The sequence below is a fragment of the Sphingomonas sp. GM_Shp_2 genome (assembly GCF_026540875.1).
In the GTDB taxonomy this organism is placed as follows: domain Bacteria; phylum Pseudomonadota; class Alphaproteobacteria; order Sphingomonadales; family Sphingomonadaceae; genus Sphingomonas; species Sphingomonas carotinifaciens.
Window position 1 is genome coordinate 56,900 of sequence record NZ_JALNUQ010000001.1, and the last position, 14,030, is coordinate 70,929.

The window sequence follows — 14,030 nt, forward strand, 5'->3', positions numbered from 1 at the left end:
CGTTATGTTGTAACATAACCGCAAAGCCGCTCGCGGTCAACATTATTGAACGAGAGTGCTCGATTAACCGGCTTAGAGGAGAGCAGGTTGATAGCGCGCTTTCACCGACGGGCGTGTGAATAGGGTCAGCATCTATCGATACTATTGCTACTATCTGACGAATGCTTTACTAGAATGGTCCAATGAACGCCCTGTTTAGGTAACAGCTAGTTAGGTATAGTTGCTAGGCCCTCTTTTCTGTAGCCTTGAGAAGTTGCGGGTGATCACGGCGGACGCAAAGCGGCATTGTCTTCACCAACCGGCACGGGCTTGATCAGCGGAATGCACCCGAATCCGACGACCACCATGATTGACGCGACGGCGCAAGGACGCATCGCACGGCTATGAGCATGAGAGTTCAAGAAAGGATGTAGGCCACCTGATCGGACGCGCGAGAGACGACATCAACCTCCTGAGCTAAGTTATGAACACGGAGCGAGTTAAAGAACGACTCCGGCGCAGCAGCCCTTTCGAACGACACACCTGAAGAGCTGTAGCCACCTCGGCGACCGCAGCCCAGATACGACAAGCGCCGTGGCCTCATTGGAATCATTTCGGTACTAAGAGCTGAACGGCGCTTATCTTTCCATCAACGAGCCCTGCCCTTAGCGCCGCTCGTTGACATGCATACACTAGGGAGAATACATCCTTGAGCGCTGCCTTCTCTGCATCGCGTCTGCGTGCGCCAAATGCCTATTGCGGTCGCGGAGGCTTCATATTTATCGCGTGCCGAGCGGCTTTTACCGGCTCAGAGGTCGTGCGATTGTCAATCACGACCTGCTTGGTTTGGTCATCGCCGCCGACAACATGATCCTTATCAGCCATTAGTGCATCGAAACCTTCCCGGGCTACGTCTCGCTTATCGTTCTTCTTGCTGAGACCGATCACGCTGCCGGCCAAGCCGGCATTCTCATGAAACTGGCTATCGGTAGCGCCAGGCAACAGTGCGGTGACGGTAACGCCGGTGCCCCGCAATTCCTCTCGGAGAGACTCTGCGAACATATAGCCAAAAGCCTTGGACGGCCCGTAGGTCGTCTCATACGGCGTCGGCTGTGTCGCCGACACCGACGACGTGATGAGGATGCGACCGGAGCCGTTGGGGACCATGTGCTGTACGACGCGCTTGGCGAGATGCACCGTTCCGGTGACGTTGATCGCGATCAAGCGAAACTCGTCCTCCAGCGCGTTATCGACGAACGCGCCTCCGATGCCGATCCCGACATTGAGTGCAGCCGCTTCGACGGGACGCCCGAGGTCGCGGACGAAGGTCCAGAAACCCTCGACGCCTTCGTAGGTCGCGGCGTCGGCCTGGTAGGGGTAGGCCTCGACGCCAAGCTCGCGCAGCGAGCGTGCGGCGTTATCGACCTTGCTGCTCGATCCCGTGATGGCGACGTCATAGCCATGCTCGGCGAACTGGCGGGCAAGTTCGAGGCCGATCCCCGACGAGCCCCCCGTCACCATCGCTAGAGGGCGGGTATTCGTCATGCCGTCATCCTTTCCATCTGAAGTGCTGCCGATGGTTCGGCCGTCAGTTGACGGCACCGGTCCGCGGCGCGAGCCTTATCAATCGCCCATCCGCCTCGTCGGTGATGACCCAGAGCGCACCGTCGGGCCCCGTTTTTGCATCGCGAATGCGCTGATGCTGATCCTGCAGCAGCCGCTCTTCGCCGACGACCTTGTCCCCTCGGATGACCAGACGGGCAAGATGCTCCCCGGCGAGCGCGGCGACGAAGAGATTGTTCTTCCATTCGGGGATGAGGCTGCCGCTGTAAAAGCCCATCCCTCCCGGCCCGATCGCCGGGTCCCAGTAATAGCGCGGCTGCTCGGTACCCTCGAGCCGCGACCGTCCGCCATGGATCGGTGTGCCGTCGTAATTGGTGCCATAGGCGACGAGCGGCCAGCCATAGTTGGCGCCGCGGCGGATCAGGTTGATCTCGTCGCCGCCTTGGGGACCATGCTCGCCGTTCCAAAGGTCACCCGTCTCGGGATGAAAGGCCAACCCCTGCGGGTTGCGCTGGCCGTAGCTCCAGATTTCCGGGCGTGTGCTGTTCTCGGCATTCTGATTGGTAGCGTAGGGATTACCCGGCGCCGGCTTGCCATCGGTGTCGACGCGGAGGATCTTGCCGAGCCAGCTATACAGCGATTGCGCCTCGTCCCGATAAGGTGAGTAGAAGCGTTCGGCGAGGGATACGTAAAGATATCCATCGCGATCGAAGGCCAGCCGCGAGCCGAAGTGCTTCTGGCCGTTGATCCCCGGAGCGACGCGCAAGAGCGTGGTGACGTCTTCCAAGCTATAGTCCGGGCCGCTTTGCGCATCCTCGAACTTGAGGCGCGCTCTCGCGACTACAATGCCGCTCTCACCCTCGCCGCGCGGCTCCACATAGGTGAAATAGATGCGTCCGTTGGTGGCGAAGCGGGGGTCGGTGACGATATCGAGCAATCCCGCATCGCTGCCGTAGACGACACGCGGCACCCCCAGCACGCCGCTGACGATCGTACCCGACGCAAGATCGATCACGCGCATCGTGCCGGGCTTCTCGGTCACGATCGCGCGTCCATCGCCCATGAAGGCGAGACCCCAGGGGTAGGCGAGAGTACGCGTCACCACCTTAGCATCGATCGGCGTCCGCGTGACGACCGCCGGCGCACGGGTCTGCCCGGGGAAAGCGGACCGCTGATCGGGCGCGATCGGCTCGTTACGCGGGAGCGGCTGGCCAATCCGCACGGCGGTGTCGGGCGCGCGTCGGCCCTTCACCGGCTCACCGTTCGATCCGATGACCTGTGCGCTGGCGGGCACGTTGACGGACGCCAGCATCGCCAGCAGCACGGAAAAGGCCAGCATCCGGGCCCGGCGCGCGGCCTTCGCGCGGCGCTCAACCATGTTGACCCGCCATCGGCCAGTCGGTGTAGCCCTTGGCCCCGCCGCCATAATAGGCGTCCTTGGGCGCATCGACCAGATCGGCACCGGTACGTAGCCGTTCGACGAGATCTGGATTGCCGATGAACGGCCGCCCGAACGCGACCGCATCGACCTTCCCCGCTGCACGACGCGCGAGCGCGAGGTCGAGGTCGTAGCCGTTGTTGCCGATATACGGTCCCTCGAATTCGGACCGAAGCGCGTCCAGATCGATCCCCGACACCGCGTCGCGATCGACGCCGGTCACGCCTTCCACGAAATGGAGATAGGCGAGGCCGAAGCGGTTCAGCGAGCGGATCAAATGGCCGTAGGTGGCTATGACATCGCTATCTAGCGGGGTATCGCCAACTTGCGTCGTCGTAGGGGACAGCCGAATGCCGACCCGGTCGCCGCCCCAGACCGACGTCACTGCCTCGACCACCTCCAAGGTAAGACGGGTGCGATTCTCAATTGACCCGCCGTAGCGATCGGTACGGCGGTTGCTGCTATCGCGGATGAATTGATCGAGCAGATAGCAGTTGGCGGAATGCACCTCGACCCCGTCGAACCCCGCACGCTTTGCGTTTTGCGCAGCATGTACATAGTCCGCCACCACGGCCGGGATCTCCTCGGTATCGAGTGCCCGTGGCATGGATACGTCCACCATGCCGTCGTTGGTATAGGTTTGACCGGCGGCGCGAACCGCCGACGGTGCGACCGGCGGCTGCCTGTCCGGTTGCAGGTCGTTGTGGCTGAACCGGCCGACGTGCCATAGCTGCAACACGATCCGTCCGCCCGCGGCATGAACGGCATCGGTCACCAGCCTCCATCCCGCGACCTGCTCGTCGCTCCAGATGCCTGGAGTACGCGCATAGCCGCGGGCCTGCGGCGAGATGTTGGTGGCCTCGGCCACGATCAACCCCGCCGAAGCGCGCTGGGCATAATAGGTGGCTTGAAGCGCGCCAACGACACCGTCGTCGTTCGCACGGCTGCGGGTAAGCGGCGCCATGACGATCCGATTGACAAGGTCGAGCGCGCCGAGGCGTGTCGGAGAGAATAGATCGGTATGGGCAGACTGGCCGGTCATGATCGTTCCTGATACGGTGTGCGGGGTAGGCGTCGGCTCACCAAGGCTGGCCGACGGGCGCCACGATCACCTCGTTGATTGCCACCCCCTTGGGCTGGTTCAGCGCGAAGGCGACCGCTTCGGCAACGGCCTCGGGCTTGATCGCGTTCTTCGCCAGTTCGATCGCGACATCCTTCGCCGGGCCGTCGCGCAGCTTGTCGGGCCATCCGGTGTCGATAACCCCGGGGCTGACCATGCCGACCTGGATGCCGTGCGACACGCCCACTTCCTTGCGCAAACTTTCGGTCATGCCCTGCACGAAGAACTTGGTCGCGGAATAGACGCCCCCCGCCTCACCCGCGCGGTGTCCGGCCACCGAATCCATGTTCAGGATGCGCCCGGCCTTGCGCTCCAGCATCCCCGGGAGCACCGCGGCGATACCGTGGAGATAGCCGCGCAGGTTTACGTCGATCATCTTGTCCCAGTCGGCCAGCGCGCGATCCTTCCAGTAGGAGAAGAGCATCAGCCCGGCATTGTTGACGAGGATGTCGATAGGTCCGAACGCTTCCTCGCCCGCCGCGACCAGCGCTTCGACCTGAGCATAATCGGTCACGTCGGTGACCCTGCCGATCGCCTCCCCGCCACTCTCCCGGATTTCGGCGACCAGCGCGTCCAGCTGTCTCTGATCGAGGTCGGCAAGAACAAGGCGAGCCCCCGCCGTGCCGAGCCGGCGAGCAGAGGCGGCACCGATACCCGAAGCAGCACCGGTGATGATCGTAACGGCGTTTTTCAGTCGGTTGGTCATGATAAATAGTCCATTTCTATCGTTTGATGCAGGTCAGGCGTCGCGCATGTAGCTGGTGAAGCGCTCCGACCAGTCGGGGTGCCAGCGCGACAGCGCCGGGCGGTTTTCGACGATGTCGTCGGCCGCCCAGCGAATTCGCTTTGCGTCGATCGCCGGGGTGACGGCATTGTCGGGACACAGGATGTAGAAGTCGCCATGGCGGAACCGCTGGTCGAAATGAGCGAGCAGTTGTTCTGCGGTCCAGGCCTCGTCGGGCTTGCCGCTGCCCGCCGGCTTTAGGGCGGCGTTCATCGGCGTCCAAGTATAGCCTGGCACGAACAGATGCGCGGTCACCTTGTCGCCCGCCACTTCGCGGAGTTCGTGCGCGAGTTGTTCGGTCAGCACCTTTACTCCCGCTTTCGCGACCGAATAGGCTGCGTTGCCCGGCGGCGTGGTGATCCCCTCTTTCGACCCCAGGTTGACGACCGCCGATCGCCCCTGCTGCGCCAGCATCCGCGGCACGAAGATTGTCTGCGCGGCAACGAGCGAGAAGAAGTTGACGTCTATCTGGCGGCGCCACGCCGGCAGATCGCTCCAAGGCCCGGCACCGTCGTGGATGCCGGCGTTGTTGAGGAGCAAGGCAACATCACCGAAGGCGTCATAGGCGTTGTCGCTCAGTGTCTGGAGTGCATCGTAATCAGTGACGTCGCCAATGACGGTACGCACGTCGTCGTCGCGATCGAGATCGTGGACGAGCGCCGCGAGTGCATCACCGTCGCGGTCGAACAGGCACAGGCGCATACCCAGCGCTGAAAAGTGACGGGCAGCGGCCGCACCGATGCCGACTGCGGCGCCGGTGACGACCGCGACGCGGCCGGGGGAGAGGATGTCGTCGCTCATGGTAATATTTTCCTTCATTCCTTCAGCCCGGCGCCCGGCTCGGCGCCGCCCGCGTGGAGGGCGGCCTTGACGGTATCGGGAAGGAGATTGTTGACGACGCGGCCGATGAACTTGCTGCCGGGCTTGCCCGACACGACACGGTCCTTGCCCGCTTTCGTAGGTCAGGCGTAGGAGACGGCGTAGCGAAGATGGACGACGCCGTTCCGGCGCATCTCGTTGGCGCTCATTGACAGACGGACATGGTCGGCGAGGCCGTCGTCGCCGGCCTCGAACAGCGTCGGGCTGCCGCTGCGCCCGCCGATCGCGGGAAAGATGAGCAGGCTGACCTCGTCGACGAGCCCGGCCTTGAAGAAGGTGCCGTTGGTGCGGCCACCTCCCTCCAGCAACAGACGCTTGATCCCGAAGCGATCCCCCAGAGTGTTCAGCACCGCGGCGAGATCGATCGTGTCGCCGTCGGCGACGATGTAGGAGATGCCGTCGGCAGCCAACTCGGCGAGGTGCGCATCCCCTACGTCGTGGCCGAGCACCATGATGATCGGCGCGCCATAGGTCTCCGGGCCGCCCCAATGGAGCTTGCCGCCCTCGTCGATCAGGATCGCATACTCGTCGGCACCGGCACGCGCGACGTGGACGGGGCGCTGGACCTCGCCGGGATCGCTCGGCGGGTGCGGCTCGCCATCGGCGAACTCCTCGCCAACCGCGCGGCCGGCGATCCAGGCGTCACACTCCAACTCGTCGTGGACGCGGTCGTACTCGGCGACTAGGTCGTCCGACGAACGTCCGGTCGATGGGCTCCACTTGTCGACGACGAGCTGGCCGTCGAGCGGACTCATCATGTGGCAGATGACATGCGGTTTCATGCTTTCAGCTCCTGAGTTGAGGCGGCTCGCCGCAGCAGCAGCGCCGACACCACCATGATCGCGAGGCCTCCCGCCGCGAGAGCTGCGCCGACAAGCCCGGTCGAGGCCCATCCGAAGCCGGCCGCAATGGCGAGCCCTCCCGTCCACGCGCCGATCGCGTTGGATAAGTTGAAGGCGGAGTGGTTCATCGCGGCAGCGAGCGACTGCGCCTGACGGGCGACGTCCATCAGCCTCGCCTGAAGCGCGGGGACCAGCGCGAAGCCGATGCCGATCATGAACAGCGAGGCGCCGGCCATGATCGGACCGTGTGCGGCGAGGAAGAAGAGCACGAGGAACACGACGTTCCAGACGATGATCGCGAAGATCGACGGGATCAGTGCGCGATCAGCAAGCCAACCGCCGGCGATGTTGCCGACGACCATACCAAGTCCCCACAGCGCGAGGAACCAGGGGACAGTGGCCTGACCGACGCCGGTCTCCTCGACAAGCGTCGGGGTGATGTAGCTATAGACCGCGAACATGCCGCCGAAACCGATCGTGGCGACGCCGAGCGTAAGCCAAATCTGGAGGCTGCGGAATGCCGACAACTCGCGCAGCGGACTGGCGTCCTTTTCGGCCGCGATCGTCGGAATGAGGATGCGCAACATGACGACCAGCAGCACGCCGCCCACGGCGACTAGCCCGAAGGCGGAGCGCCAGCCGAAGCTCTGTCCGAGCCACGTCGTCAGTGGCACGCCGATCAGGTTGGCGGCAGCAAGCCCCAGCATGACCCGGCCGATCGCCTGAGCACGCTGCGTGGGCGGCACCATAGCGGCCGCGACGATCGAGGCGGTGCCGTAGTAGGCGCCGTGCGGAAGTCCGGCAACGAAGCGCGCGGCAGCGATGCTGAGGAAGCCGGGCGCAAGCGCGGAGGCGAGGTTGCCTACCAACACGATCGCGGCGAGCAGGAGGAGAAGGTTGCGCTTCTCCATTCGCGCAGTGGCGATGGCGAGCGCCGGCGCGCCGACCACGACACCGAGCGCGTAGGCGCTGATGAGGTTGCCCGCCTGTGGGATCGAGACGCCGGCGGACTGCGCCATGCTGGGCAGCAGCCCCATAGCGGCGAACTCGCCGGTGCCGATGAAGAGGCCGCCGAGACCAAGCGCAATCTGCGCGAGCGCAAGCCCGTGTGGGGCTGCGATGACTTTGTCCTGTGTCATAGACCTAACAGCTCCCTGGTCTGCGCTGTGGTCGCGACCTCGCGGCCCATTGCGCTGGCGAGGTGCGCGATGAAGCCAACGACGGCGCCGTTGTCGGGGTGGCCAAGTTCGGGCCAACCATAGTCGCCCAACCCTGCCGAGACGTGCCCGCCACGCTCGATCGCGAGCGCCGCCTGGCTGGTGACATTGCCGATCTTGTTCGAGACCGACCATTCGAGCAGTCCTTCGGGCAGGAAGCGCAGGTGCGCGTCGAGGCCAGCGATGGTCCCGGGATGACCGCCGAGGATGCCGCTGTCGGTCAGCTCGAAGAGCAGCCACGCTGGCGCGTCGACCAATTCCATTTCGCGCAACGCCTCGAACATGCGGGTGAAAGGTACAGCCCAACTGACGAACTGCGGCTTGACGCCGATTGAGCGGAGGCGGTCGGCGAAGAACCGCAGCGTCTCGGTATGGTTGACGTAGGTCCGGTCGCCGGTGCGGAACGCGCCGTCCCGGAACCGGTCGATGTTGGTGCTGCCGGTATCGACCGGCGCGATGTCGGGGCGCGTGGCGGGATCGGCCGCCAGCGTCTCGATATGAGCAATCCGATCCTTGTCGGTTCCGCCCGCCGTGATCTGTCCGAGGGTCGGATAGACCAACACGTCGCACCGCGAACGAATGGCGCGGATCGCCTCCGCATAGGTCTCCGCCCGGTGATCTGGTGAGCCGTCGCCGTGACGCGCGTGGAAATGGATGATGCTGGCACCGGCCTCGTGGGCGCGCGCGGCGGCATCGCCGATCTCCGCTGGCGAGAACGGGATATGCCCGTTCTGCTCACGCGGCGTATACTCGTTGATCCGAGCTTCGATGATGAGGGGCTTCCGCGCCATCGGGCTTACTTCTTGTCGGTCCAGCGATGCTGTGGCTGGAAGCCGAGCACGCGCTTGGCCTTCGCGTTCGAGATGACCACCTCGTTGCCGCTGAACTCCTTGCGACGCTCGATGTTGGGGAAATGCTTGTCGAGCAGCTCGGCCGTAGGGGTGCGCATCACCGTCTCGTCGTTAGTGATGAAGAACTCGTCCTTGCCACGCACGTCGTATTCGATCGCCAGCGCGACAGATTGGGCGACATCGCGATTGTCGATGTACGTCCAGAAATTCCAGAGGCGCTTGGTAGCGTCGTCCTGCCACTCCTCGAAACCCTCATACTCCTCGGGGTTCATGACGTTGGAGAGACGCAGGCAGGTGATCCGCATCTCGGGATCGTTGAGGCAGAACTGGCGCGCCATCTCCTCGCCGAGCACCTTGGTCAGCGAATAGACGTTGTAGCCGCGCATCGGATAATCTTCGTCGACCGGCACATAGGGCGCGTCGGTCTTGTCGTAGGGGACGCCGGTGCCGACCTCGCTGGCGGTCCAGATGACGTTCTTGATGCCGAGCCGGCGCGCTGACTCAAACACGTTGTAAGTCGCCATCATGTTGATGCGCAGCTCTTCAGCGTCCGGCTTCATGCGCGGATGCGGCATACTCGCCAGGTGGACGATGGCGTCGAAGGCCTTGGGCTCGGCGCGAGCGTAGGTATCCTCGCCGATCGACGACAGTGCGTCGAGCGCCTGGCCGAAATCCGTCAGGTCGGCGACCATCGCCGACTCTTTCGGATCGGACGGCTCCTTGTCGTCGATCAAGAAAACTTCGTAGCCCTTGTCGCGCAGATAGGGGACGAGGACGGTGCCGATCTTGCCGAGGGCGCCGGTAACGGCGATGCGCTTGCCATTTGCCATGATCTTACTCCGGGATTGCTTGGGGGCGAACAGGGTGTTCTGCCGGCTCAACAACTGATATAGGCAAGGGATGCCGAAGCTGCGCTCAACGAGGCGTGCAATTTAGCTCACGCAACAAGCTCTACGGCTCGTTGCTTTGATCCGCGACCTTCACGTTCGGATCAGCGCAATGCCCACCATCCAGCTCACCTTCGAGCCCGTCGCGAGTGACGTCGGCTTTCCCGAAGCGCCACTGGCGCTGCCAGACGGCACGCTCCTGTTCGGCGACCTCAAGGGCGGTGTCGTGCGCCGTGTCGCCGGCGGCAAGATGTCGGTGTTCGCCGAAACGGGCGGGGCGCCGAATGGGCTCGCGCTAGCGCCGGACGGCAGTATCTACGTCGCCAACAATGGCGGTGCGATGAAGTGGTCGCATGACGGCGACCGGACCATCTCCGATGGGTTCAAGACGAGCGGCTATGATAGTCGGATCGAACGGATCGATCCCGTGACCGGCGCGGTCACCCGCATCCTCGATCGGGTGGACGGGCACGCGTTGGAGGCGATCGACGACCTCGTCTTTTCCGATGACGGCAGCTTCTGGTTCACTGATCTCGGCCGCGAAGGGAAGCGATCCCGCAGCTTCGGTGGCATCTACTGGTCTGCCGGTGACGGCTCGGACGCGCGGTCGGTCGCGTACCCGATCGTCAACGGCGCCAACGGCATTGGGCTCTCGCCCGATGGCGGAACGCTCTACGCGACTGAATATGGTGCCGGGCGGCTCTGGGCCTGGACGGTCGAGGCACCGGGTCGTCTGGGTCACACACCCGGTCAGCCGCATGGTGGACGCCTCGTCTGGCAGGCACCAGACGCGCAGCTCCTCGACAGCCTCAAGGTGACGGCCGCAGGCAACGTCGTGATCGCAACCCAGCACCGTGGCGTGTTCTCGGTTGTCTCACCCGAAGGCGAACTCGTCGCAACGATCGCTGCACCCGAGGAGTTCCCGACCAACCTCTGCTTCGATCCCCGCGAACCGAACACGGCCTACGTCACCTTGTCGACTACTGGCCGGGTGATGCGCGCCACTTGGCCCGAACCCGGACTTATTCCCTCCACGCTTCTCGCAAAGGAACCCCGCTCGTGATCCAGCTTCTCGACCATGAGGGTCAACCAGCCCGCCACCACCACATCCGTACCAACGATGTCGACCTGCATGTTGTCGAGGCGGGTGAGGGTCCGGCGCTGCTGCTGATCCACGGCACGCCGAAGACGCACATCTACTGGCGCGAAGTGCTGCCGCTCCTGACACCGCACTTCCGCGTCATCGCGCCTGACCTACGCGGTGCCGGAATCAGCGGCCACCCCTATGCGGAGAAGGGCTACACCTCGCCGCTGATGACCGATGACCTGATCGGAGTCCTTGATGCACTCGGCGTCGATACCACCTTCGTCCATGGCGAAGACCGGGGTGCCGAATATGGCTACGTCCTGGCGGCGCGACATCCAGAGCGCGTGCGCGCGCTGTCGTTTGCCGAAATGATGCTATCGGGGTTCGGCCTCGAGGAGCGGTCGTTCCTGACCGAAGAGAACGTCAACGACGCTGCGACGCATCAGGGTGTCTGGGAGTGGCACGTGCCGTTCTTCTTCAAGGCGGACGTGCCTGAAATGCTGATCGCCGGGAAGGAGCGCGAGTTCTGGACTTACTGGCTCAACTCGCAATGCTACGATCCCACAAGGCAGCCGGCTGACCTGCTCGAGGAATGGATTACGCTGCTGTCGACCCCGCACGGCCTACGCGGCACGCTCGACACCTACAAGGCGACGCTGGAGAACGCGAAGGTCAACCGCGGGCTGTCCACGTCGCCGCTGTCGATCCCCGTCCTGGCAACGGGCGCATCGCAATTCTTCGGCGATCTGGTCCGCCAGAGCCTCGCGAAGGCCGGGCAGACCGTCTCCCGCCATGAGATATTTGAGCGGTGCGGTCACAGCCTAGCACTCGAACAGCCCAAGAAGCTCGCCGCGCTTCTCGTAGAGTTCTTTCGAACGTCGGCCGAGTAGGGCGGCCCTCGGGTAACTGCGCCGGTATCTCTGCGATGTTGCCAAAAGGGCATGATTCGGTGAACGCTGCGGCTATGCAGCTCACCCGTTCCACCCTCGGCGACCTGAACGTCTTCGTGGCGCTCGCTCGGCATGGGGGCTTCCGCAAGGCTGCGCTCGATATGGATGTCTCGCCATCGGCACTGAGCCACGCCATGCGCGGCCTAGAAGCGCGGCTCGGCGTCCGGCTCATCAACCGCAACGCGCGCAGCGTCACGCTCACGCAGGCGGGTGAGGAGCTGCTGGCACACCTGGAGGCCGGGTTCGGCGAGATCAGCGAAGGCCTGGAAGGGCTGAACCGCTTCCGTGAGAGTCCGGCCGGTCGGCTGCGCGTCAACGTACTGAGCGACGCGGCTCGGCTCGTAGTGGGGCCGGTGCTGGCCGCCTACACCCGCGACTATCCCGACGTGCAGGTGGAGATCGTCGTTCAGGACACGATGGTCGACATCGTAGGCGGTGGCTTCGACGCTGGCATCCGCTTCGGCGGTCGGGTACCCGAGGACATGATCGCGGTACCGATCGGTCGACCGCTACGCTGGATTATGGCCGCATCGTCAAGCTATCTCGAGGAAAAAGGCCTGCCTGCCGATCCGGACGCGCTACGCGACCATCGTTGTATCGGCTTCCGTATGGGCACCGGTGCGATCTATCGTTGGGAGTTGGAATGTGGCAGCGACGTCCGGGCGCTCGATCTTGAATGGTCGATTGTTGTCAGCGAAACCGACGTTGCTCTATCGATCGCGCAGAGCGGGGGCGGAATCATCTACTGCCTAGCCGAGCGAGTACAGCCGCTCCTCGACAACGGCACCCTTCGCGAAGTATTATCCGAGTGGTCGTCCGAGGGAGAGGCGTTCCATATCTATTACTCAAGCCGGCGCCAACAGCCCGAGGCACTTCGCGCGTTGGTCAACATGCTACGCCGCAGCGCACTCAACCTCGCTTAATCGAACATCGAACCAATAATCTCACTGACTTAAACGTTTGATCATTTAGTTAGCATAATGCGAACATGGGAGCATCGATAATTTGAGTTTAAGTGCGAAGCAGCAACAACACTAGGACTGCAAGTGTCCAACTAACCGGCTCAGACACTTGACGATGAGCAAAGCCAGTCCACTGTACAAGTACACTTGCGCTGGCCGATGACCTGAGGAGGCTTCCAAAGTTGGTTGGGGCGCCTCCCCCTCGATAGGCCTACTGGAAGTAACGTTCCAGTCGCTCTGCTTCACCGACGGTGATCGGCATCACCGCGCCATGCTTGGGCTGGCGGAAGTTCAGCGCCTTCATCGGCGAGCCGGGTTCATTGAACCGGCCAATGTTCTTGAAGTTGACGAAATCGGTCGTTTCCGAAAAGCCCATGTTGTTGGGCTTGATGCCAAACACGTCGTACATGAGCACATAGGTATCAGTGCCATGGCGCTTCCACAGCGTGGGCGCCTCGGTGCCAACGGTTTCGGGATCGACCTTCTTGGGATCAAAGCGATAGCCGGTGTTGATCCGGTCCGACACCGCTTGGCGCAGGTTGCCGGGCTTGTCATGCGCCACGTAGAACATGTGGTACTTGCTGCCGATCTTGGTGATGTCGGCGTCGATCGCGCTGATGCCGGGCTTAGGATAGGTGAACAGCGCGCGCGGCGTCTTCGTCAGTGTTGTGAAGTCCTTGTCGGTGTAGGAATAGACGAGATGGTCGGGCTTCCTGCCGATACGGACCGTGAAATAGACCATCATCTGCTTCGCCGCGGGATCGTAGATCACTTCGGGCGCCCATGCCGTCGCGGCATTGCGATATTCGGGGAACAGGTCGGAGATGGTGACTCGTGACAGCGTCCAGTGAAGCAGGTCATAGGACTTCATGAACAGCATGTCGCGGTTGTTACCCCAGCCATACTGTTCTTCCGGCCGCTCCCATTGCGTTGTGCGCAGCCCTTCGCGCTCAGCGAAGATGTGCAGGTCGGTCATCATCAGGTAGAAGGCGCCGTCCGGCCCACGGGTGATATAGGGATCGCGCACCCCCTTCTGGGTCGCCACGTCGCGGCCCGACAGCACCGGCTGCCCGCCGTTCACGTCGGTGAAGCTGTAGCCGTCGCGAGAGACCGCAAAATGCAGCGAATGATCCTCGTCGGTGAAGTAGCTCATTAGATAGGCGCTCTTCGCGGCGCGGCCGGCGGCCGGCCCCTTGGGGAGCGCCGCGGCACGCTCGACCAGTCGGAGCTGCTTGGCGGGCGCCACTGGCGCCTGGCGTGCTTCGATCGGCAGGGGCGTGCTGCCAGCCACGACAGCAAGCGCCAGCAGCGGCACTGCGATGAACTTCATTGATGTCTCTCCCGTCACTACGCACCGGGCGGTGTGTTCCCGCCCAGCCATGTCTTCGGCCGCCCCCGCCGGTCGGCCAAAGGTATACAAAGCGGTTGCATGCTACCGCGATGGGGATTACTCTTACAATATAAAACTGAT

General features: G+C 63.4%; 13 protein-coding genes. 3 read left to right on the forward strand and 10 right to left on the reverse strand.

Annotated elements, in window-relative coordinates; all coding sequences use genetic code 11:
- Positions 1 to 732: 732 nt before the first annotated feature.
- From OXR08_RS00240 to OXR08_RS00280, 9 genes are all read right to left on the reverse strand, one after another.
- A complete protein-coding gene (locus tag OXR08_RS00240; RefSeq protein WP_267347055.1) occupies positions 733 to 1,524 on the reverse strand; it encodes an SDR family NAD(P)-dependent oxidoreductase in 792 nt (263 codons plus the stop codon).
- 43 nt (positions 1,525 to 1,567) lie between these two features.
- A complete protein-coding gene (locus OXR08_RS00245) occupies positions 1,568 to 2,920 on the reverse strand; it encodes a PQQ-dependent sugar dehydrogenase (protein WP_267347056.1) in 1,353 nt (450 codons plus the stop codon).
- Positions 2,913 to 4,022 (reverse strand): alkene reductase, encoded by a 1,110-nt coding sequence (locus OXR08_RS00250; protein WP_267347057.1) that lies wholly within the window; start codon positions 4,020 to 4,022, stop codon positions 2,913 to 2,915. The genes OXR08_RS00245 and OXR08_RS00250 overlap by 8 nt, the downstream gene beginning before the upstream one ends.
- A 37-nt stretch (positions 4,023 to 4,059) precedes the next feature.
- A complete protein-coding gene (locus OXR08_RS00255; protein WP_267347058.1) occupies positions 4,060 to 4,806 on the reverse strand; it encodes an SDR family oxidoreductase in 747 nt (248 codons plus the stop codon).
- Between the two features lie 33 nt (positions 4,807 to 4,839).
- Positions 4,840 to 5,685: an SDR family oxidoreductase gene (locus OXR08_RS00260; RefSeq protein ID WP_267347059.1), complete on the reverse strand. Its 846-nt coding sequence runs from the start codon at positions 5,683 to 5,685 to the stop codon at positions 4,840 to 4,842.
- A 161-nt stretch (positions 5,686 to 5,846) separates the two neighbouring features.
- On the reverse strand, positions 5,847 to 6,545 hold the full coding sequence (locus OXR08_RS00265) for a dihydrofolate reductase family protein (RefSeq protein WP_267347060.1): 699 nt from the start codon (positions 6,543 to 6,545) through the stop codon (positions 5,847 to 5,849).
- Positions 6,542 to 7,744: an MFS transporter gene (locus OXR08_RS00270; protein WP_267347061.1), complete on the reverse strand. Its 1,203-nt coding sequence runs from the start codon at positions 7,742 to 7,744 to the stop codon at positions 6,542 to 6,544. Before OXR08_RS00270 ends, OXR08_RS00265 begins: the two co-directional genes overlap by 4 nt.
- Positions 7,741 to 8,613 (reverse strand): 3-keto-5-aminohexanoate cleavage protein, encoded by an 873-nt coding sequence (locus OXR08_RS00275; protein WP_267347062.1) that lies wholly within the window; start codon positions 8,611 to 8,613, stop codon positions 7,741 to 7,743. Before OXR08_RS00275 ends, OXR08_RS00270 begins: the two co-directional genes overlap by 4 nt.
- 5 nt (positions 8,614 to 8,618) lie before the next feature.
- The gene (locus OXR08_RS00280; protein ID WP_267347063.1) at positions 8,619 to 9,503 is read right to left on the reverse strand and encodes an NAD(P)-dependent oxidoreductase; all 885 of its coding nucleotides are present in this window, start codon (positions 9,501 to 9,503) and stop codon (positions 8,619 to 8,621) included.
- Between the two features lie 169 nt (positions 9,504 to 9,672).
- On the opposite strand from OXR08_RS00280, the gene OXR08_RS00285 reads away from it, so the two are divergent.
- The 3 genes from OXR08_RS00285 to OXR08_RS00295 all read left to right on the forward strand — a co-directional run bounded on the left by OXR08_RS00285 (position 9,673) and on the right by OXR08_RS00295 (position 12,520).
- A complete protein-coding gene (locus tag OXR08_RS00285) occupies positions 9,673 to 10,623 on the forward strand; it encodes an SMP-30/gluconolactonase/LRE family protein (protein WP_267347064.1) in 951 nt (316 codons plus the stop codon).
- Positions 10,620 to 11,537: an alpha/beta hydrolase gene (locus tag OXR08_RS00290; RefSeq protein WP_267347065.1), complete on the forward strand. Its 918-nt coding sequence runs from the start codon at positions 10,620 to 10,622 to the stop codon at positions 11,535 to 11,537. Before OXR08_RS00285 ends, OXR08_RS00290 begins: the two co-directional genes overlap by 4 nt.
- Before the next feature lie 74 nt (positions 11,538 to 11,611).
- A complete protein-coding gene (locus tag OXR08_RS00295) occupies positions 11,612 to 12,520 on the forward strand; it encodes a LysR family transcriptional regulator (protein ID WP_267347066.1) in 909 nt (302 codons plus the stop codon).
- A gap of 250 nt (positions 12,521 to 12,770) precedes the next feature.
- On the opposite strand, the gene OXR08_RS00300 is transcribed toward OXR08_RS00295, so the two are convergent.
- The gene (locus tag OXR08_RS00300; protein WP_267347067.1) at positions 12,771 to 13,889 is read right to left on the reverse strand and encodes a glycoside hydrolase family 43 protein; all 1,119 of its coding nucleotides are present in this window, start codon (positions 13,887 to 13,889) and stop codon (positions 12,771 to 12,773) included.
- Positions 13,890 to 14,030: the final 141 nt, after the last annotated feature.